The 18,094-nt window shown below is 38.2% G+C and carries 21 protein-coding genes and 1 tRNA gene; 8 read left to right on the plus strand and 14 right to left on the minus strand.

Features of this window, described 5'->3' with window-relative positions:
* The first annotated feature begins 63 nt into the window (after positions 1–63).
* Entirely contained in the window at positions 64–1,005 is a 942-nt protein-coding gene (locus ACFSR3_RS10430) for an L-threonine 3-dehydrogenase (protein ID WP_379820911.1), read from the plus strand.
* A 144-nt stretch (positions 1,006–1,149) separates the two neighbouring features.
* Here ACFSR3_RS10430 and ACFSR3_RS10435 read toward each other — a convergent pair whose 3' ends face one another.
* Entirely contained in the window at positions 1,150–1,674 is a 525-nt protein-coding gene (locus ACFSR3_RS10435; RefSeq protein WP_379820912.1) for a nuclear transport factor 2 family protein, read from the minus strand.
* A gap of 87 nt (positions 1,675–1,761) precedes the next feature.
* A complete protein-coding gene (locus ACFSR3_RS10440) occupies positions 1,762–3,111 on the minus strand; it encodes an ammonium transporter (protein ID WP_379820913.1) in 1,350 nt (449 codons plus the stop codon).
* A gap of 391 nt (positions 3,112–3,502) precedes the next feature.
* Here ACFSR3_RS10440 and ACFSR3_RS10445 point away from each other — a divergent pair, with 391 nt between their 5' ends.
* A complete protein-coding gene (locus tag ACFSR3_RS10445) occupies positions 3,503–3,742 on the plus strand; it encodes a hypothetical protein (RefSeq protein WP_114758453.1) in 240 nt (79 codons plus the stop codon).
* 13 nt (positions 3,743–3,755) lie between these two features.
* Here ACFSR3_RS10445 and ACFSR3_RS10450 read toward each other — a convergent pair whose 3' ends face one another.
* The 6 genes from ACFSR3_RS10450 to ACFSR3_RS10475 all read right to left on the minus strand — a co-directional run bounded on the left by ACFSR3_RS10450 (position 3,756) and on the right by ACFSR3_RS10475 (position 8,036).
* Positions 3,756–4,178: a very short patch repair endonuclease gene (locus ACFSR3_RS10450; protein WP_379820914.1), complete on the minus strand. Its 423-nt coding sequence runs from the start codon at positions 4,176–4,178 to the stop codon at positions 3,756–3,758.
* Positions 4,179–5,354: a type II restriction endonuclease gene (locus ACFSR3_RS10455; RefSeq protein ID WP_379820915.1), complete on the minus strand. Its 1,176-nt coding sequence runs from the start codon at positions 5,352–5,354 to the stop codon at positions 4,179–4,181.
* On the minus strand, positions 5,308–6,549 hold the full coding sequence (dcm, locus tag ACFSR3_RS10460) for a DNA (cytosine-5-)-methyltransferase (protein ID WP_379820916.1): 1,242 nt from the start codon (positions 6,547–6,549) through the stop codon (positions 5,308–5,310). The genes ACFSR3_RS10455 and dcm overlap by 47 nt, the downstream gene beginning before the upstream one ends.
* Positions 6,550–6,771, minus strand: a complete 222-nt coding sequence (locus tag ACFSR3_RS10465; protein ID WP_379820917.1) for a helix-turn-helix domain-containing protein — start codon at positions 6,769–6,771, stop codon at positions 6,550–6,552.
* Between the two features lie 156 nt (positions 6,772–6,927).
* Positions 6,928–7,377: a hypothetical protein gene (locus ACFSR3_RS10470; protein WP_379820918.1), complete on the minus strand. Its 450-nt coding sequence runs from the start codon at positions 7,375–7,377 to the stop codon at positions 6,928–6,930.
* Positions 7,378–7,565: 188 nt separating this feature from the next.
* Positions 7,566–8,036, minus strand: a complete 471-nt coding sequence (locus ACFSR3_RS10475) for a hypothetical protein (RefSeq protein ID WP_379820919.1) — start codon at positions 8,034–8,036, stop codon at positions 7,566–7,568.
* A 148-nt stretch (positions 8,037–8,184) separates the two neighbouring features.
* Between ACFSR3_RS10475 and ACFSR3_RS10480 the strand changes: the two genes are divergently transcribed.
* Entirely contained in the window at positions 8,185–8,397 is a 213-nt protein-coding gene (locus tag ACFSR3_RS10480; RefSeq protein ID WP_114758460.1) for a hypothetical protein, read from the plus strand.
* Between the two features lie 78 nt (positions 8,398–8,475).
* Here ACFSR3_RS10480 and ACFSR3_RS10485 read toward each other — a convergent pair whose 3' ends face one another.
* Entirely contained in the window at positions 8,476–10,110 is a 1,635-nt protein-coding gene (locus ACFSR3_RS10485) for an aldehyde dehydrogenase family protein (protein WP_379820920.1), read from the minus strand.
* A gap of 205 nt (positions 10,111–10,315) precedes the next feature.
* On the opposite strand from ACFSR3_RS10485, the gene ACFSR3_RS10490 reads away from it, so the two are divergent.
* Positions 10,316–10,819 (plus strand): DinB family protein, encoded by a 504-nt coding sequence (locus ACFSR3_RS10490; RefSeq protein WP_169520849.1) that lies wholly within the window; start codon positions 10,316–10,318, stop codon positions 10,817–10,819.
* Between the two features lie 67 nt (positions 10,820–10,886).
* Here the strand turns inward: ACFSR3_RS10490 and ACFSR3_RS10495 are convergent, their stop codons facing one another.
* Together ACFSR3_RS10495 and ACFSR3_RS10500 are read right to left on the minus strand one after the other, a co-directional pair.
* Positions 10,887–11,399, minus strand: a complete 513-nt coding sequence (locus ACFSR3_RS10495; RefSeq protein ID WP_379820921.1) for an ankyrin repeat domain-containing protein — start codon at positions 11,397–11,399, stop codon at positions 10,887–10,889.
* Between the two features lie 2 nt (positions 11,400–11,401).
* Positions 11,402–12,922, minus strand: coding sequence for a catalase (locus ACFSR3_RS10500; RefSeq protein WP_379820922.1), 1,521 nt, complete (start codon positions 12,920–12,922; stop codon positions 11,402–11,404).
* A 274-nt stretch (positions 12,923–13,196) separates the two neighbouring features.
* Between ACFSR3_RS10500 and ACFSR3_RS10505 the strand changes: the two genes are divergently transcribed.
* A complete protein-coding gene (locus ACFSR3_RS10505) occupies positions 13,197–13,487 on the plus strand; it encodes a hypothetical protein (RefSeq protein WP_379820923.1) in 291 nt (96 codons plus the stop codon).
* Between the two features lie 56 nt (positions 13,488–13,543).
* On the opposite strand, the gene ACFSR3_RS10510 is transcribed toward ACFSR3_RS10505, so the two are convergent.
* Positions 13,544–14,014: an OsmC family protein gene (locus ACFSR3_RS10510; RefSeq protein WP_379820924.1), complete on the minus strand. Its 471-nt coding sequence runs from the start codon at positions 14,012–14,014 to the stop codon at positions 13,544–13,546.
* A gap of 187 nt (positions 14,015–14,201) precedes the next feature.
* Here ACFSR3_RS10510 and ACFSR3_RS10515 point away from each other — a divergent pair, with 187 nt between their 5' ends.
* The 3 genes from ACFSR3_RS10515 (at position 14,202) to ACFSR3_RS10525 (ending at position 17,371) form a co-directional block, all read left to right on the plus strand.
* Positions 14,202–14,540, plus strand: a complete 339-nt coding sequence (locus ACFSR3_RS10515) for a hypothetical protein (RefSeq protein ID WP_379820925.1) — start codon at positions 14,202–14,204, stop codon at positions 14,538–14,540.
* Between the two features lie 300 nt (positions 14,541–14,840).
* Positions 14,841–15,650, plus strand: coding sequence for a helix-turn-helix transcriptional regulator (locus tag ACFSR3_RS10520; RefSeq protein ID WP_379820926.1), 810 nt, complete (start codon positions 14,841–14,843; stop codon positions 15,648–15,650).
* Between the two features lie 65 nt (positions 15,651–15,715).
* Positions 15,716–17,371, plus strand: coding sequence for a serine hydrolase domain-containing protein (locus tag ACFSR3_RS10525; protein ID WP_379820927.1), 1,656 nt, complete (start codon positions 15,716–15,718; stop codon positions 17,369–17,371).
* 123 nt (positions 17,372–17,494) lie between these two features.
* Here ACFSR3_RS10525 and ACFSR3_RS10530 read toward each other — a convergent pair.
* Both ACFSR3_RS10530 and ACFSR3_RS10535 read right to left on the minus strand, forming a co-directional pair.
* A tRNA-Arg gene (locus ACFSR3_RS10530) sits at positions 17,495–17,566 on the minus strand.
* A gap of 129 nt (positions 17,567–17,695) precedes the next feature.
* Positions 17,696–18,094 (minus strand): GIY-YIG nuclease family protein (locus tag ACFSR3_RS10535; RefSeq protein ID WP_379820928.1); only part of this gene is annotated, 399 nt, incomplete at its 5' end.

Genomic DNA, 18,094 nt, shown 5'->3' on the forward strand with positions numbered 1-18,094 from the left:
GTTTAAGAGAGTGAAATTCATAATGGTAAAGCAGTATATTTGTGGTCTGTAAATACAACTAACATGGCAAAAATTTTAATCATAGGCGCTTGTGGCCAAATTGGTACTGAGCTGACAAAAAAACTTAGGGAAGTATATGGTACTGATGCTGTTATTGCTTCAGATATACGCAAAGGAGATCCTGAATTTGTGGCTTCGGGGCCATTTGAGGTAGTAAATGCCCTTGATTTTAACCAGATAGAAACTGTAATTGAGCAAAATAACGTAGAAGAAGTATATCTTATGGCGGCACTTCTTTCGGCTACTGCCGAAAAGAATCCTGCTTTTGCATGGGATCTTAACATGAACTCACTTTTCCACGTGCTTAACCTTGCTAAAGCAGGGAAGATCAAAAAGATTTTCTGGCCTTCGAGTATTGCTGTTTTCGGCCCAACAACCCCTAAACAAAATACACCACAGTATACGGTTATGGAACCGTCTACCGTATATGGTATTTCTAAGCAATCGGGCGAAAGATGGGCAGAATACTACCATAACATTTATGGGGTAGATATCCGAAGCATCCGTTACCCTGGTCTTATCAGCTGGTCTACACCTCCGGGTGGTGGTACTACTGATTATGCTGTTGATATTTACCACAAAGCACTTGCTGACGGAAAATACACTTGTTTCCTTAGTGAAGAGACAAGGCTTCCAATGATGTATATGGATGATGCTATCCGTGCTACAGTAGAAATCATGCAGGCACCTGCAGAGAACATTAAAATACGTTCGTCATATAACCTTTCAGCAATGGATTTCACACCAAAAGAAATTGCTGAGGCTATTAAAAAAGAAATCCCGGATTTCACTATTGACTATGCACCGGACTTCCGACAAAAAATTGCAGACAGCTGGCCTCAAAGCATTGATGACAGCAGCGCAAGACAAGATTGGGGTTGGAAACATGATTTTGACCTGAATTCTATGACGGTTGATATGCTGGAACACCTTAGTGTTAAATAGTAATTGGTTTTAGGGTTTTAAGTTACCTGACAACATAAAAAAACGCAGATAGAGATTAATCTTTATCTGCGTTTTGTTTTATAGGTTTGAGTGAAGCTAACTGTAAACTGCGACCTGCCTACCGGCAGGCAGGCTGTAAATTGCCTACTTTTTTGCTTTTAGTTTTTCAATCAGAGCATCTTCATACTGTGCTTTTAAAGGAAGTACTTTTTCGATATTGTCATTAGGAAAAGTCATGGACAGGACATATTGTTTTATCTTCCATTCTTTTCCGGTTTTTTCGAGCACACCCGACCCCTGGCATGCTTTCATGTGTGTGTCCAATAATTCATTGAACCAGGCCGTTTTACCATCTTTGCTAAAAAAGATATTGCGTTGCAGCGCTTTGAAATCCCATGTTCTGCCCTTATCAAAATAAGGTTTTGAGAAGGCCTCAAATTCTTTTTTTGTCCAGTTTTCGGTTGCATCGGTGCCAATGTAAATACCATCTTCGGCAATCTTACCAAAGTAACCATTGTAGTCTGCTTTTGCTGCTGCTGCGTGCCAGTTGTCAAGCAGGGTATTGATAGCTTTGGTTTCGTCAGCAGTGTTTACTTCAGCAGGTTTTGTAAACAGATAAGTACTAATGGCTAGTGATAGTACCGAGCATATAAGTGCAATTTTTTTCATTTTGTTGATAATTGAATATACTGCTAAAATAAAAAAAGAACCTTAATATAGCTATTAAGGTTCTTTATAGAGGTTCTTTTCTTTTATTTATCCCAACATCTCATTGTGCTGCGAAAGGTCGAGTCCAAGCTCTTCTGCTTCTTCTGATACACGCAATGGGATAAAGAAGTTTGTAACTTTATACAACAACATTGCCCCGAAGAAAGAGAAAGTGGCAACCAGTATCATTGCAATCATGTGGTGGCCAAAAATATGCCATCCGCCATGTAGCAGGCTTGCGTCTTCACCTTCGGCAAAAATTGCAGTCAGTATCATTCCCATGATACCGCCTACACCGTGGCAGGCAAATACATCAAGGGTGTCGTCAATACGTTTAAGAGGTTTCCAGTTTACCATAGTGTTTGATACTATAGCTGCTGCAAAACCAAAGAAGATACTTTTTGGAACCGATACAAATCCGGCGGCAGGGGTAATGGCTACAAGGCCTACAACAGCACCAATACAGGCACCCAGAGCCGATACTTTTCTTCCGTTCAGCCTGTCGAAGAACGACCACGTCAGCATTGCCGAAGCCGAAGCGATAGTTGTAGTGGCAAAAGCCATTGCAGCGGTATGATTGGCCGCCAGTGCTGATCCCGCATTAAAGCCAAACCAACCAAACCAAAGCATCCCTGTGCCTAATAATACAAACGGAATATTAGTAGGGATGTATTCAAGGTTTTTACGTTTCCCAAGGCACAGCACACCTGCTATAGCTGCAAATCCGGCACTCATGTGCACTACGGTTCCGCCCGCGAAATCTTTCACGTTAAAATAACTGCCCAGCAGTCCGTTAGGATGCCATACCATGTGGCACAAAGGCGCGTATATTAATAAGGAGAACAGACATATAAACAGCAGGAACGAAATGAATCGGATACGTTCAGCCAAGGCGCCGGTAATAATAGCCGGAGTGATGATGGCAAACTTCATCTGGAAAAGTGCGAATAATATAAAAGGTATAGTAGTTGCCATTTTAGCATGCGGATGCTCATCTACATAATCAAAGAAAGCAAAATCGGTAGGGTTACCTATAAGGCCGTAATGCGTTCCGCTAATTTCAATGCCCAGCGGACTACCGAAGGAAAGACTGAAGCCAATCACTACCCATAAAAGGCTGATTACGCCTAAACATATAAAGCTCTTTAACATGGTAGAGATTACATTTTTTTTGCCTACCATACCTCCATAGAAAAAAGCGAGCCCGGGAGTCATTAATAATACAAGACAGGAAGCTGTAAGCAGCCAGGCAACATCTGCCGGGACGATAGCATCAGTGCCGTTAAACTGCGACGATTTTTCGGTTACTGTGGCGTGATCCCAAAAAAGGCCGGCGATGGCAACAGCAGTTGTGATGATAAAAGCAAAAATCCATCGTTTTTCTAATTTCTTCTCCATTATACCCTATAATTTATGGGGGTAAAATTATAAAATATACTTCTTAAAAATGGTTAACGTGTAATTTTTAGGGGATTTGTAATTTGTTTAACGTCTTTACTTCTTTTTTTTTCATATTGGCAAGGAAAATATAAACCTGGTAGTTAGATTTCAACAAAAATTGATTTCTGCACGGTCACAACTCGGTGACTTGTTTGTACGAAAAAAGCGTAATTATGCCAATTGTTAAAATTTGGCAAAATAATTGTAGGTCTAAACTATTGATAATTAAGGCTAAAAAAGAAATTGACAGAAATGTTAATGTTAATAACTTGTTAAAGAACAAGGCATATTATGTTCGGTAATTCTTTAAAATTGTATATCGATAAACCAATCAATCGCATCCATTACTATGAACACATTGCAACACACTGTCGAAGACTTTAAACTCTTCGAAGCCATTGCCGACATCGCATTCATTGCAGGGCAAAGGGGTTTCTTCTCAGGTGACTCCAGATTAGACATTGCCGAATTTATCCATTGGGCAAAAGAATTCGAAGACATGCACGAAGAAACCAACTGGGACGAGGTAGACTATCAGGAATCCATTGAAGCTTTTACCGGCAACAAACTCAGGATAGATCTTCATTAAAACCAAGGTGGCTTTAACCCTCAGCGGCTGCACTGCTAATTGTCTCTTTGATAATGGCAATGCAGCCGTTTAAGTTTTTCTTTACTTCATTACTCCAAAAGCGGAGTACGGTCCAGCCGTGAGAGGTTAGGTATTCGTTGACTTCTTTATCACGTTCTATATTGCGTGAGATTTTCTTTTCCCAAAACTCTGCATTTGTAGCAGGTTTCTTTTTAGTTTCGAAATCCTTGCCATGAAAAAACTCGCTATCTACAAAAACAGCGAGCTTATATTTTTTAAAAGTAAAATCAGGTTTTCCAAAAACGGTTTTATTGTTTTTGCGATATCTCAACCCTTCATGCCACAATGCTTTTCCCAGAGCTACTTCTGCTTTCGTGGCTGTACTATTAATAGCAGCCATGTTTTTGGAGCGTTGTTCAGGGTTGTGGACATCCATTTATTGTGATTGGGTATATCTGACAAAATTGATAAAATTATCAAGAGTTAGGATTCTTTCTCTAAATGGCTTAGGAAAGCTGTCCAAATACGGTTTGGGAACAACTAAGCAAACATTATGTTGATACATTTCTTTCAATTGATTGCTTGATATACCTTGTTGTAAAGTAAAAAGATGTTTAGTTTTTATTCTATCTGCTTCATTAAGAATTTGCCTCCATCGATCTTTACATGTAGTTTTTGATGCAAGCATTATAAGCTTTTTTTCATCAAATTTTGGATTGTGATAAGACTCTCCTGTCGGAAACAGAAAGTCAGGCTTTTTATTTCCTTCGGTAATTTGCTGAGATGTATATGCTAAATTAAATGTGTTAAATATTTCTGATAAATGATGTTCTAAAGATTTACCCGCGCGACTTTTTCTTCTATTAAGTATTGTGTTTGCGGTGATCACTAGTTCTTCAACTGTTTTAAAATGTGATTGTATTCGACTAGTATATCTATCATTTTCAATAACTTTAAAAAGTTGAAATTCGGAATCAATCCATTTGAGTAGTTCAACATCAGGTCTTGCCTGAATTATTTTACTTGTAATCCCATATGAATTATTATAGCAATTTCTAGCATTATTTGCCAACTCAATGGTAGTTGGAAAATCAAGTTTTAGAGATTTTAAAAAAGCTGTAAAACAGTCTATAAGTTTATCTTCAGCGGTTTGCTGAAATTGTTTTGGAATAATACCATTTATATTTGTTGATGATATATTTAAAGCAGCTAAAAATTCTTCAATATCATCGTCACAATTTAAAACAAAAGCCTGATAATTATCTGATGTGATTTTACAAATGACTAATAAGTCACCAATATTTTCATCTCGTAAAAAAGGAAAAGCTTTCCCATATCTTGTTAAGCGGTATTCATCACGTGTTCCGACTCCGTAGTATATAAAACGACTCTCGGTTTCAAAACTATCCTGCCATCTAATAGTAATAAATCTGTCTTTATTAGTTCCCTTTATTCCAGGTTGATCAAAGAATAATTTCCAAGATTTTTTGTGAATATGGTATCCAGCCTGATGTCCGCCAGTAGCGCCAGTATCATTTGCAGTTATATATTTACAAAATGCAATTTCAGATTGCTGAACTGATTGAATTGCTTTGTTGAGAATATCGTTCATTGGCTTTTTCTAGTTCTAAAAATATTTTTTCACCCACAGCTTGCATTAATGGAGAAACTACAGAATTCCCGAATTGTTTATAAGCCTGATTGTCTGAAACAGGAATTACAAATTTATCCGGGAAACCTTGTAATCTTGCACATTCCCTTGGAGTTAATCTTCGAGGGTTTTTTCCGTTCTGAGGGATGAGAATTTCCGCCCCGTCTTTATAGTATCTTGCACTCATGGTTCTGGAAATACCATCTAGGTTTGTTAGGCCAAATCCAAATCCATTTCCTTTGGCTTTATGTTTCTCTGCATATCCCTGTAGATAATTCCAAAGTTTATCAGATAATGTATATTTTTCTTCAACATTCGAAAGTAAAATTTCTTTTATTGCATATTTAGCATCTCCCATTTCAGGGAATTTAAACTCTTCCTGATGATTAAAATAATCATTATCAAATCCAACAATGATAATCCTTTCTCGATGTTGCGGGACAAAATATTTTCCGTCAAGGACTTTAAAATAAATCGTATAATTTAATTCTCGGAGTGTGCTTTGTATTACTTTAAATGTATTTCCTTTGTCATGTGAAACTAAATTCTTTACATTTTCCAACATAAAAGTTTTGGGTCTTTTATGTTTAAGAATGCGCGCTATATCAAAGAACAATGTGCCTTGGGTTTCATCTAAAAAACCATGTTTTCTACCTAAGGCATTCTTTTTGGAAACACCTGCAATTGAAAAGGGTTGGCAGGGAAAGCCACCTAAAAGAATATCATGGTCTGGGATGTCTTTTTCGTCTATTTGAGTTATATCTCCAAAAGGGACTTCTCCGAAGTTGGCTTCGTAAGTTTTTTTGGAAAAAGAATCCCATTCGCTGGTAAATACACATTTCCCACCTATGTTTTGATAGGCTAATCTGATACCTCCAATACCTGCGAAAAGATCTATGAATTTGAATTTAGGCTTTTCGGGTGGAGGAAAAGGGATATCCCATTTTATAGGAAGATAATATTGAAAGTCTGGTTCCTGAACAATATTTAATTTTTCATGTAACTCATTTAGATATTCAGTAGCTTTAGGTTTAAAATATTCAGAAACACCATTTGTGTGATTTTGAAAATAATGTGTAAGATTAGCAAGGCCACTATCGGTAGCTTTGTTTACATCAATTTGTAGTTTTTGTTTGATTTTCGAATACTTTATCATTTACCTCTTAAAGCTTTTATCATTAAAAAAAGTTGCGAAATCAACATCAAGAGCATGGATTATTTTTTCAATAATCTCAATCGAGACATTGCGTTGACCTTTCTCTATATCTGAAATGTAGTTGCGGTCAACGTTCGAGATATTAGCTAGTTGCTCGATAGAAAAATTTTTCTCTATCCTCAAAGCCTTTACCTTTAATCCAAATTTTTCTTTGATATTCATAATCTTTAAAAGTATCGCTGTGCGGTCAATTGACCCGCCTACAATTGACCGCATAAAATTTTTATTATCAACATTTTTATAACCAAAAAAGCTTTTCCGAACTTTGGAAAAGCTTATCTATAACCCATAAAAAAACCGGCCTAAGCCGGTTTCTTATTAATGTCTTCCATGTCCTCGACCTCTGCCGTGGTCGTCGTGATGACGGTGGTCGTCATGGTGGTCATGGTGTTTATAATGTTTATACTTTACAGGTTTTGCATAAGCAACCCTTGCAGGGCGGTAGTGGGTATATGGTGTTGGGCCATAATAGTTATTTACTACCACTTTCGGACCGCGGTACAGGTCATATCCCCTGTAGGCTACCGGAAGGTAAGCACGACGTGCCCAGCGTCCGTTGTCCATGTATATATAATGTCTTGTGCTGCAGTCGTAGTACGTTTGTATTTCGGGTAGGTAATAATAACGTACCTCTGTGTGTACCGGTGGTGGCGGTGCCCATGCCGGTGGAGTACCTATGTTTACACTAAGACCAACCGATACCTGTGCCTGCGTGCTGCCAAAAACCATAACTGTTATAGCTATCAGCAATGTTCTTATTGTTTTCATGTTCCTTCGATTTAGATAATTAGTTGCTAAGCTAAATCCAACATCTGTGCCAATCCACAGGTGTTAAGAAAATTTTAGGAAAACGTTTTCGGAGTTTCGCAGATAAATTCTTGTATTTCAGAACTTTTATTGGATGATTTTTTTTTTCGGGCTTTGCATAAAAAAAACCGGCTGTTCGCCGGTTCATATTAGTGTTTTCCTTTTCCGTTTCCATGCCCGTTACCCTTGCTCTTGCCACTTGCATTTGGACTTCCGGTCATTTTTTTAGCCTGTCCCGGAGGTACGCCGATGGTTTTCTGGGCTTTCCCTTTATAGCCTTTAGGGTATTTTACTTTATAGGTAGTATAGGTAGTATAAGGCGTATTTCCACGATAGTCTGTCATTACTACCTTATAACCATTATAAAAATTATAGCTCCTGTAGGGTGCAGGAACAGATACGGTTCTTACCCATCGTCCATTGGTCAGGTAAATATATTCGCTGGTTCTTACATCATAATAGGTTTCAATATCGGGTAGATAATAATAATTTACGTCTGCATATCCCGCCGGACCCCATGCCGGAGGCGTACCTATGTTTACATTTACCGATACCTGTGCGTGCATACTGCCCAGAACAAAAAATGCTGCTGCCAGTATCAATTTTTGAATCGTTTTCATAGTTTTAGGATTTGTTGTTACTAAACAAAGTTAGCATCATCTTTTGGGTAAATAATTTCTGTTAAGAAATTTTTAGCTTTCTCGTTTATATTCTTATGTAAGAGGAAATTATTGCTAAATTTACGGTAACTACTTAAAGCTATTGTTTATGGAGACTAAAAAAGAGCTTACTGAGAAAATATTAAAGATCACCGTACTTATCCAGGAACGCTATCCTCAGCTTTCTAAATATTTAAGCGAAGTACAGGAAACGCTTCCGGCTTTTGAGCATCCCGAAGTAGATGCCGAAGCGCTTGCTAAATATTACCAGACACTCGAGGAAATGCTTAAAGATTATCTGGAGCAGCATCCTGAGCTTTAATTAGGATTCTTGTATATAAAAATAATAAAAGCTGTTTCCAATCACTATGGAACAGCTTTTAATTGTTTATTATAGAGGTTAAAAAATAACTTTGTTGTTTAGCCTCTTAGAACTTTCCGATACCAGTATTTCATGTAGTAAAGCTTCATTTGAGGGTGTTTGCTTAGTAACGATTACCGAATCTACAGAGAAAGCACTAAGCGCTTCTGATACTGATAGCGTATTTTCAGCAGAGTCTTTACGTCCGTTGAAAGGGAAAGTATCCGGACCGCGCTGGCTTTGCGCATTGATGTTAATACGTCCCAGTTGACCAATCATCTGGTCAATATAAAACGAGATCTTTTGAGGGTCTTCGCTAAAGATACTTGCCTGCATACCAAATCTGGATTCGGTAATATAGTCTACCGGTGCCATAGGATCGTCAAATGCCACTACCGGAATAACAGGGCCAAATTGTTCTTCCCAGTATATTTTCATATCGCGGTTTACAGGATAAAGCATTGCAGGCTTCATCAGCGAGTGGCCCAGGTTACCTCCGCCGTCAGCTGCATTGATAATCTTTGCACCTTTAGCAATAGCATCATCAATACATTCCTTGAGATAGCCCGGTTTTTCAGGTTCGGCAAGTGGTGTAATGGAAACACCTTTATCCCACGGCATGCCTAAAGAAAGCTTATCAATAGCTGCTGCAAGCATGGTGTTGAATTTATCAACAATGTCAGCATGTACAAACAGTATTTTTAAAGCGGTACATCGCTGTCCGTTAAAGGATAAAGTTCCTATTATTACTTCTTTAATTGTAGCTTCTAAATCGGCATCAGGCAGTACAACAGCTGCATTTTTGGCATCAAGCCCTAATACAGCATGAAGGCGGTTAGATTTTGGGTGCATTTTCTTCAGGCTGTCGGCAACGCGGCTCGAACCTATAAGTGCCAGTACATCTACCTGACCTGACTGAAGCAGGTAGGGAACGATGTCTCTTCCACGCCCGTAAACGGTATTTACAACACCTTTTGGAAAATGTTCTTTAAAAAGATCCAGTAAAGGATTGAACAGGAGTGTACCATATTTAGGCGGTTTGAATAATACTGAGTTTCCGTTTATCAGTGCCGGAATAAGCATGGTAAAGGTTTCGTTCAACGGATAGTTAAAAGGGCCCATGCATAATACCACACCATAAGGCAGTTTTTTCATCTGGCCTATAAAACCGTTGGTAACCTTAAACATGGATGATTCGTTATGAATCTGTTTTACTGTTTTTATGGTTTCTTCTATATATTCTATGGTACGGTCAAATTCCTTTTCGGCATCGGCTACGCTTTTGGCAATTTCCCAAACAATGAGTTTTACAATTTCCTCACGGTGTTCTTTAAGCCCTTTGGTAAAACCTTGCATGGCTTTTATGCGGCCTTCAGCACCCATAGATGGCCATTCGCCACGCCCGTAGTCGTGTGACTGAAGAGCCGCTTTAAGCGCCATTTCGGCTTCTTTTTCGGTAGCCAGAGGATAGCTGCCTATTTCAAGAGGAGCGGCTTCCTGCCCGTCTTTTTTTACAAATATCTGCGAATAAACGGTGTGTACCGGGCCGGTCCAGTTTATGAATTCACCATTGATAAGGATTCTTTTCTGGTGTAGTGGCTCGCTGAGTTTTATGCTTTCCGGTATGTCTTTTTCATACGGAAACGCATTTTGAAGATCTGTGGTTGTTTGCATAATAGAGAATTTTAGAGTAACAAATTTCAGCAAAAACATTCTTATAACCTTGTTAACAATCAAACAATTAGTTGTAAAAATGAAAGAACTGTTTAAAAATTTTAAAATAAATCATTATTCATAAAAACCTGTTGACATAGGGCTGTCACTTAGGGCTCATAATTTTGCTTCATAATCATCATCAAATCATTTAAAACTTAAAATTATGGAAACTAAAACAGCCACCGTATCAGTACTTTCATCAGAACAATTATTAAAACACTGGCAAGGTCACAGAAACCTTACGCGTAGAACTATTGAGGCATTTCCTGAAAAGGAACTGTTTACATTCTCGGTAGGGGGAATGAGAACCTTTGCTCAACTGGCTATGGAGATTATCGATCTGTCTAATCCGGGTATCCTGGGCCTTGTTACTAATGTATGGAAAGATATGGCCGACCTGCCACACCACAGCGGAGTGGGGATGCCAACGACTAAAGAGGAGTTGCTTGCTCTTTGGGACGAAACTACAAAAGTGATTGATACGCTTTGGATCCAGATGACACCGGAGCGTTTTCAGGAAAGCACCATTGCTTTTGGGCAATATCCGGGGCCTGTATATGGTACATTACTGTATTTTATAGATAATGAGATCCATCACCGTGGTCAGGGGTATGTATACCTTCGTGCTTTAGGTATCGAGCCTCCATTTTTTTGGGAAAGACCATAATCCTGAGTTCATCATCAATCAATCAATAAAAAATGGCTGTCTTAACAAGACAGCCATTTTTTTGGTTCTATGATTTTAATAACAATACTATATTTTCATTTCCCTGCATTTCGGCATGATTGGCAGCGGTTTTTCCAAACCTGTCAGCTATAGCAACATCCGCTTTGTACTTAATGAAAAGTTTTACCATTTCGGCATGACCAAAGGTAGCGGCAAAAACTAACGCGGTGGCATTATTTGCATTTACCTGATTGATATTTGCACCACTTTTCAGTAAGATTTCGGCAATGTCGGTATAACCTTTAAATGCAGCTCCCATAAGAGCAGTATTGCCACTGTTGTCATGGCTGTTGAGGTCTACTTTTTCATTTAGTAAAAATTCAACAGCTTCTTTACTGTTATTGTATGTTGCCAGTGTTAGGGGGGTAAATCCTCTGTCATCCGGTACATTAAAATCTGTTCCTTTTTCTTTAAGGATTTCTAACAGGGCAACATCGTTGTTTCTTGCAGCAGTATAAGCGTCATTTTGGGCATATACATTGGCAAACAGCAGCAGAAAAAGAATTGTTACAGGTTTCATTATTAATGTGAGATAAGGTTTTCAAGTTCTTCTCTGGTCATTTTTAGTTCTTTAGCCAGTCTTATGCCATACTCTCTGTCGGCCTGGTAAAAATGGCCTATCATTTTAGCCACTACAACTTTGTTCTTTACCTGCTTTAAGGCTCCCGAAAGATTATAGATAAGAGCATCTTTATCTTTTTTAGAGAACGAACGGTAAAGCTCACCTGCCTGAGCATAATCGTTAGGTTTTGATATCTTGGCCTGAGTAGTTTCTACATTGCTTAGTGGCGAATGTGAATATTTAAACTTAGCATCATCCTTAACGCTCGGTTTGCTTTCTGATGGCTGATAGTTTACATCTCCTGTTTGTTTTCTTAGCGACATATAGCCGTTTTGGTTATAGGTTGTTACAGGAGTTTTTGGAGCATTTACAGGCAATTGCTGGAAGTTTCCTCCAAGGCGGTGACGCTGGGTGTCAAAATAAGAGAACAAACGCCCCTGTAGTAATTTGTCTTCAGAAGGTTCAATTCCAGGAACAAGTGTGCCCGGAGAAAAAGCAGACTGCTCAACTTCCTGAAAGAAGTTTTCCGGATTGCCATTTAGTGTCATTGTGCCTACAAAAACAGGTTTGGCAACTGCTTCCGGCCAAATTTTGGTCACATCTACCGGGTTGAAGTCCAGTTTTTCAAAATCTTCTTTTTTCAGCATTTGAACGTATAAATCCCATTTAGGGAAATTACCCGCATCAATAGCATTGCGTAAATCAAGTGTTGCGTGTTCGGTTTGCGTCGACTGGATTTTGTCTGCTTCAGCCTGAGACAGGTTTCTTTCACCCTGTTTAGACCTCCATGTATATTTAACATAAGTTACTTCACCTTTATCGTTAACCCATTTAAAAGCATGTACACCCGATCCGTTCATTTCCCTATAGTTGGCAGGAATTCCATAGTCAGAGAAAAGCCATGTCAGCATATGGGTAGCTTCGGGCACATTAGCAAAAAAATCAAATACCCTGTTAGGATCTGAAGCGCCATTGGTAACCGGAGAAGGTTTAAAGGCATGTACCATATCAGGAAATTTAATGGCATCACGAATAAAGAATACCGGAAGGTTATTGCCTACAAGGTCATAATTTCCCTGTTCTGTATAAAATTTAACGGCAAACCCTCTTGGGTCGCGGTAGCTTTCCGGAGAACCATTTTGATGCACCACGGTAGAGAACCTCACAAATACCGGTGTTGTTTTTCCGGCTTTACTTAGAAAATCCGCTTTTGTTACATCAGAAAAGTCAGATGCAGCAACAAACTCTCCATAAGCACCGGCACCACGGGCATGAACAACCCTTTCAGGTATTCGTTCCCTGTCAAAAGCGGCAAGCTTTTCGATCAGATGGATATCTTCCAATAAAACGGGACCGTTGTTACCGGCTGTTTTAGAGTTTTGATTGTCTCCTACAGGCGTACCTGTGTTAGTGGTTAGTGTTTGCCCCTGAGATACTGCCGAAGACAATAATAGAGCTAATAGTGTAAACTGTTTAAGCATGTTGATATGTATTTCGTTCAGGCCAAAAGTAGTTTCATCCTATTTTTTTACAAGGGAGATCTGATAGATATAATTTATGCGAGAATAGTAAGAAAAAATCTAAAAGTGATGATGGTTTGATAAAATTGAAGGATAATAAAGATAAAAGTGTATAAATATGATTTTTGCCAGACAAAGTATACAGTTAACAAAAATAACAGAACATGATATTTGTCATAATCCTATGGAAACCAACGCTGTAAATTTGTCTATATAAATTAATACACTTTTAGTCATGAGCACATATCAAAAATATTTAGACACGTATACAAGAGGTTTTATGGGATTTAATACACTTGCTGTATTACTTCAGAGCGGATTGGGTGGTTTTGCAGCAATGCTGATATTGCAACATGGAAATTCAGTTGCGCAAATGGTACAGTTATTCTTTGTGGTGATTACCTGTAGTGTTTTTAACGGTACCGTTTTAGCGCAGATGAAACCTCAGGTTGTATTTAATACTTTGCTGCTAAGTATTGCTGTGAGCATTACCGCTATTGTTACAAATATCTTTTTTATCGGTTAATATCCTCAACTTCGGTTAAGATAGTAAGGGCTGTCCTGGGTGAAGGGCAGTCCTTTTTATATGTCTTTTTTGCACAAGGGTTTGTGGTATACCGGGAAATTGCATGAATTGGCGATAAAACACATTTTGTTGGCTTTATGGTGCAATTCATTCGCTTTTTCAATCATCGGTGTTTCTTTTACAGTGACTACAGGATTTAGGGTAACACTTGTAAAATGTCCGCTACCATCCGGTGTTTCAGTCATGGTGCCTTGCGCATTGTCAGTATATGCAGTAACGATAATGCCTGCTTCTGCGCAAAGATGCAGGTACCATAACATATGGCAGGAAGATAATGAAGCAAGTAAGAGTTCTTCCGGATTATAACGCGTAGCATCTCCAAGGAAGGCGGGATCAGAGGAACCTTCAATAGTTGGTTTTCCCTTAACTTCAATAGTGTGGTCTCTGGTATAGGCTTTATAAGTTTCTGTGCCCTTTCCTTTATTACCCGTCCAGTTTATGATTGTGTTATAATAATGTGCTTTCATATGCCTAAAGGTATTTAAAATGTAGTTATTTAGAGATGAATTCCACACTTTTTGTGGAATTCCACAGAAAAGCCACACCAACTTAATATGTATAAGTTGTTGTTTTGTAGGTAATTATATGTTTAAGGAGGTGAATGGTATGGTTCTTTCATAGTGTTATATGTAAATATTTGAAAAAGAACACATTATGAAGAATTTATTTTTATCAGCTGCTTTAGTTCTTGGACTTGCAGCCAGCGCACAAACAGCAACTACGACACAAACTACAACTACAACACCGGCTCCGGCATCAGTACAGGTAGCTCCTGTTTCTAATCAGGACAAAGAGTATGCTAAGGTAACACAATCGGAGATTGCTCCTGAAGTACTGAAACAAGCTGTTGCAAAATATAAAGGCTATCAGTTGGTAGAAGCGCTAAAAGCCGAGGATGGCAGCGACTACAAACTGGTACTTACCAAAGACGGTAAAGACATCGCAGCTTTTTATAAAGCTAATGGTGAATTTATAAAAGAAGTGGCGGCTTAACAAACCCACATACATCTGAAGACGAAAAGAGGCCTGAAAAGGTCTCTTTTTTTATGTTGATGGTTCACGATTGCCTTCGTTCAATGAAGAGCTATGCGCTATATTTAAAATGTCTGTGTACTTATTGAGGTTTTTGTACTATCCTTTCTGTGCAGCAGTAAAGCCAAACCTATTGTAAAGAGCAGACAGTTTACAACCATTAAGGGATATACAGTTGAAGGAGTATTGTTTATGAGTTAGCTAATATTGCTCACAAATCTGGAAGTTTGTATATTTCAGCATATTTACAATCTGATACTTATGCAATATCTTAAATCCGGAGAGTTTTTTGGTGTAATTAACGAAACTACCAGGATGCAGGGTATTATACTGACTGATACTGAATATACCCATGAAAGAGTAGACTGGCATTATCACGAAAATCCTTATTTTACCTTTATACTGCAAGGAAATGTAATTGAGGGTAATAAAAAAGAAATTTATAATTGTAGTGCAGGGACACTACTTTTTCATAATTGGGATGATGCACATTATAATAACAAACCTCCCGGATTTACTCGTGGATTTCATATTGAGCTGGATAAAGACTGGTTTATGCCTTTTGGAATTGATATTGATAATTTACAGGGAAACATAAATATATCAGATCCAGCTGTAAAGCTTCTAATGTATGCCGTTTTTAAGGAAAATAAGCTAAACGGAAATGATTGCTCATTAGCTATTGAAGCATTATTAGTTGAAATGTTTACCAAAATTCAAGGTAATGCTAAACTCTTAAAAAGAGATAAGCCGCTTTGGGTTGAACGTATAAAAGAGATGCTTCATGAAATACCCGAAAATTTGAGGTTGACAGATATTGCAAACGATTTAAATCTTCATCCTGTTCATCTTTCAAGAGATTTTAGTAAGCACTTCAATTGTACCCTTGGGGACTATAAACGTAAAATACGATTAGAGAAAGCTCTCGTTTTACTTTCAAGACTTGATTATTCATTAACTGATATTGCTATGGAATGTCATTTTGCCGATCAAAGCCATTTCATCCGTTCTTTTAGATCGCAATACCGTATTACCCCTCTGCAATACCGTAAACTACTCCTTAATAAATGATGATGTTAATATTGTTCTATTTTGCAGTATCCTTTATGTTCTACTTTTGACAAAAAACATCATTTATGCGTAGTTTTCTATTGGTTATAATTTGCCTGATATTATCCTTTAATCTTTTTGCACAAAGCGAAGACATTGTTAAATCGAAAGGCATTAAATCGAAATTACATGAAGCAAATGTTGGAAGAATTATCTTTACTCCGGGTGCTGTTGATGCAGACAATCTTTCAACTTCAGACTTTTTAACCGAATACCGGTTAACAAACAAGAGTGATTTATTTTTTACAGCTTTCATGGCTAATTCACTTACCAATTATATGCATCGGCTTTCTCCCGAAATCAGTGCTGACAGTCTGGCCAGAACAGGTAATTTTCAATTTAGCTTATTAGTGGATGGAAAGCTGATTTATAAAAGCAATCTTCTTCCAGGAGCGCCTTCCCGTGAAATCAGAGATACTGAAACAATACTGTCTAAACCTCTAATCAACAATTTAAATGGGGAAGGTTTGTGGTCGGAGTCATTTTGGGGAAGATTCATGCGTTCTGGTGGTGCTGATGCACTTACGGATGGCAGGCATCTGCTTAGGATGGAAATACGGCCTTATATTCATTTGGGTCAAACTGACAAAACAGGAGATCTTATGGCAGCAGGGGACCTTTGTCTAGAGGTATACCTTAAGCCAAAATTTGACCTGTCTGTTATTGATCTTTCAAAAATAGAACCGTATGAAGGACTGGAGGTATCAAGAGAAAAGTTTGACCGCAACAACATAAAAGAACTAAAGGGCAATATTGAAGCGGGAGTTTTTAAGAAAATTAACGGGATAATAGTTATTAAAAATAACAAGCTATTGATTGAAGAATATTTTAATGGTGAAACCCGTGATTCCCTTCATGACCCGCGTTCGGTAGGTAAATCATTTGCATCTTCTTTAATTGGTATTGCTATAGATGCAGGGTATATTGAAAATGAATATAAACAATTAAAGGATTTTTATGATTTAAGCAAAAATGCAAATAACTCAGCTTTAAAAGAAAACACATCCATATATCAGTTGATAACTATGAGCTCTTCTTTTGATGGGAATGACGAGGATGGTTCATCTCCGGGTAATGAAGAGAATATGTATGAAACGGCCGACTGGGTAAAATTTGCACTTGATTTGCCGATGAACTCAAAACAACCTAAAGGGCACTGGCACTACTTTACCGCCGGTGTAGTGCTATTAGGGGATGTTTTAAATAAATCAGTGCCGGGAGGGCTCGAAAAATATGCTGATGAGATGTTATTTAAACCTTTGGGTATTACCAATTACAAATGGCAGTATACGCCACAAGGTGTTCCCAATACTGCCGGAGGAATTCGCTTAAAGGCCATAGACTTTGCTAAATATGGTCAGTTATATAAAAATGGAGGCGTATGGAATGGTAAACAGATTATTTCAAAAAAATGGATTGACAAGACCTTTATGAAACAAAAGTTTTTACCCGGGCGTGACAATGAGTTTTATGGATATCTGTTTTGGAACAAAACCTATAGCATAAATCAAAAAAAATGTGAAGCATGGTATTGCGCAGGTAATGGAGGTAACTACATTTTTGTTTTTAAGGATCAGCCTTTAGTAATTGTCATTACTGCCAGTGCCTATGGCCAGGTTTATGGTCATACACAAGTGCATAAGATGATGGAGCAATACATTTTGCCGGCTGTAATTGATTAGTGTAGTGCTCTTGCTGTAGTTTCACCAACCCCGATAGCTATCAGGGAAACCTGGATAAAAAGTTTAGGAAACTTTAATGATAAGAAATAAAAAACCCGATTCATTTTCATGAACCGGGTCTTGTAGCCTCGCCAAGAATCGAACTTGGATCAAAAGTTTAGGAAACTCCCATTCTATCCGTTGAACTACGAGGCCGTAATTTTAGAGGTGCAAAGATATATAAATTAAAGCTATTATAAAAAATATATAGTTTTTTGAAAGCTCCCCCTCTTGGGCTCGAACCAACCCCGATAGCTATCGGGGCTCTGATACCAGTCAGATGCTCTAACCAGGGTATTGTATTTTGAGTTTTGCGGCCATTTCAGGGTATTTGATAAGGTTTTGTATATAAACCTTACTCTTCATGCTTTTAATGTGCTTTTCGATTGACAGCATCTGTGATTTGTTTTCGCATTCAAGAGTAAATACTGTTTGCCAGTCGTCAGCTTTATGAGTGTACTTATGGTTTTCTGCATTTTCATGAAAATCCATGCGAACATCTATGTTAGATGTCGCGCCGGTATAATATCGGTTTAGCTTTTCGGAAAGGAGTATGTATACAATAAAATTCATAAAGTATATAAATGAAAAAAGCCACGCAATGCGTGGCTTTTGAAAGCTCCCCCTCTTGGGCTCGAACCAACCCCGATAGCTATCGGGGCTCTGATACCAGTCAGATGCTCT

This window comes from Flavobacterium suzhouense (assembly GCF_042684765.1).
Classification (GTDB): domain Bacteria; phylum Bacteroidota; class Bacteroidia; order Flavobacteriales; family Flavobacteriaceae; genus Flavobacterium; species Flavobacterium suzhouense.

What these genes read in the sequence shown, in the direction of transcription:
- ACFSR3_RS10430 (WP_379820911.1), top strand. Translation starts at nt 64, where the DNA reads ATGGCAAAAATTTTAATCATAGGCGCTTGTGGCCAAATTGGTACTGAG.
- ACFSR3_RS10435 (WP_379820912.1), bottom strand. Translation starts at nt 1,674, where the DNA reads ATGAAAAAAATTGCACTTATATGCTCGGTACTATCACTAGCCATTAGT.
- ACFSR3_RS10440 (WP_379820913.1), bottom strand. Translation starts at nt 3,111, where the DNA reads ATGGAGAAGAAATTAGAAAAACGATGGATTTTTGCTTTTATCATCACA.
- ACFSR3_RS10445 (WP_114758453.1), top strand. Translation starts at nt 3,503, where the DNA reads ATGAACACATTGCAACACACTGTCGAAGACTTTAAACTCTTCGAAGCC.
- ACFSR3_RS10450 (WP_379820914.1), bottom strand. Translation starts at nt 4,178, where the DNA reads ATGGATGTCCACAACCCTGAACAACGCTCCAAAAACATGGCTGCTATT.
- ACFSR3_RS10455 (WP_379820915.1), bottom strand. Translation starts at nt 5,354, where the DNA reads ATGAACGATATTCTCAACAAAGCAATTCAATCAGTTCAGCAATCTGAA.
- dcm (WP_379820916.1), bottom strand. Translation starts at nt 6,549, where the DNA reads ATGATAAAGTATTCGAAAATCAAACAAAAACTACAAATTGATGTAAAC.
- ACFSR3_RS10465 (WP_379820917.1), bottom strand. Translation starts at nt 6,771, where the DNA reads ATGAATATCAAAGAAAAATTTGGATTAAAGGTAAAGGCTTTGAGGATA.
- ACFSR3_RS10470 (WP_379820918.1), bottom strand. Translation starts at nt 7,377, where the DNA reads ATGAAAACAATAAGAACATTGCTGATAGCTATAACAGTTATGGTTTTT.
- ACFSR3_RS10475 (WP_379820919.1), bottom strand. Translation starts at nt 8,036, where the DNA reads ATGAAAACGATTCAAAAATTGATACTGGCAGCAGCATTTTTTGTTCTG.
- ACFSR3_RS10480 (WP_114758460.1), top strand. Translation starts at nt 8,185, where the DNA reads ATGGAGACTAAAAAAGAGCTTACTGAGAAAATATTAAAGATCACCGTA.
- ACFSR3_RS10485 (WP_379820920.1), bottom strand. Translation starts at nt 10,110, where the DNA reads ATGCAAACAACCACAGATCTTCAAAATGCGTTTCCGTATGAAAAAGAC.
- ACFSR3_RS10490 (WP_169520849.1), top strand. Translation starts at nt 10,316, where the DNA reads ATGGAAACTAAAACAGCCACCGTATCAGTACTTTCATCAGAACAATTA.
- ACFSR3_RS10495 (WP_379820921.1), bottom strand. Translation starts at nt 11,399, where the DNA reads ATGAAACCTGTAACAATTCTTTTTCTGCTGCTGTTTGCCAATGTATAT.
- ACFSR3_RS10500 (WP_379820922.1), bottom strand. Translation starts at nt 12,922, where the DNA reads ATGCTTAAACAGTTTACACTATTAGCTCTATTATTGTCTTCGGCAGTA.
- ACFSR3_RS10505 (WP_379820923.1), top strand. Translation starts at nt 13,197, where the DNA reads ATGAGCACATATCAAAAATATTTAGACACGTATACAAGAGGTTTTATG.
- ACFSR3_RS10510 (WP_379820924.1), bottom strand. Translation starts at nt 14,014, where the DNA reads ATGAAAGCACATTATTATAACACAATCATAAACTGGACGGGTAATAAA.
- ACFSR3_RS10515 (WP_379820925.1), top strand. Translation starts at nt 14,202, where the DNA reads ATGAAGAATTTATTTTTATCAGCTGCTTTAGTTCTTGGACTTGCAGCC.
- ACFSR3_RS10520 (WP_379820926.1), top strand. Translation starts at nt 14,841, where the DNA reads ATGCAATATCTTAAATCCGGAGAGTTTTTTGGTGTAATTAACGAAACT.
- ACFSR3_RS10525 (WP_379820927.1), top strand. Translation starts at nt 15,716, where the DNA reads ATGCGTAGTTTTCTATTGGTTATAATTTGCCTGATATTATCCTTTAAT.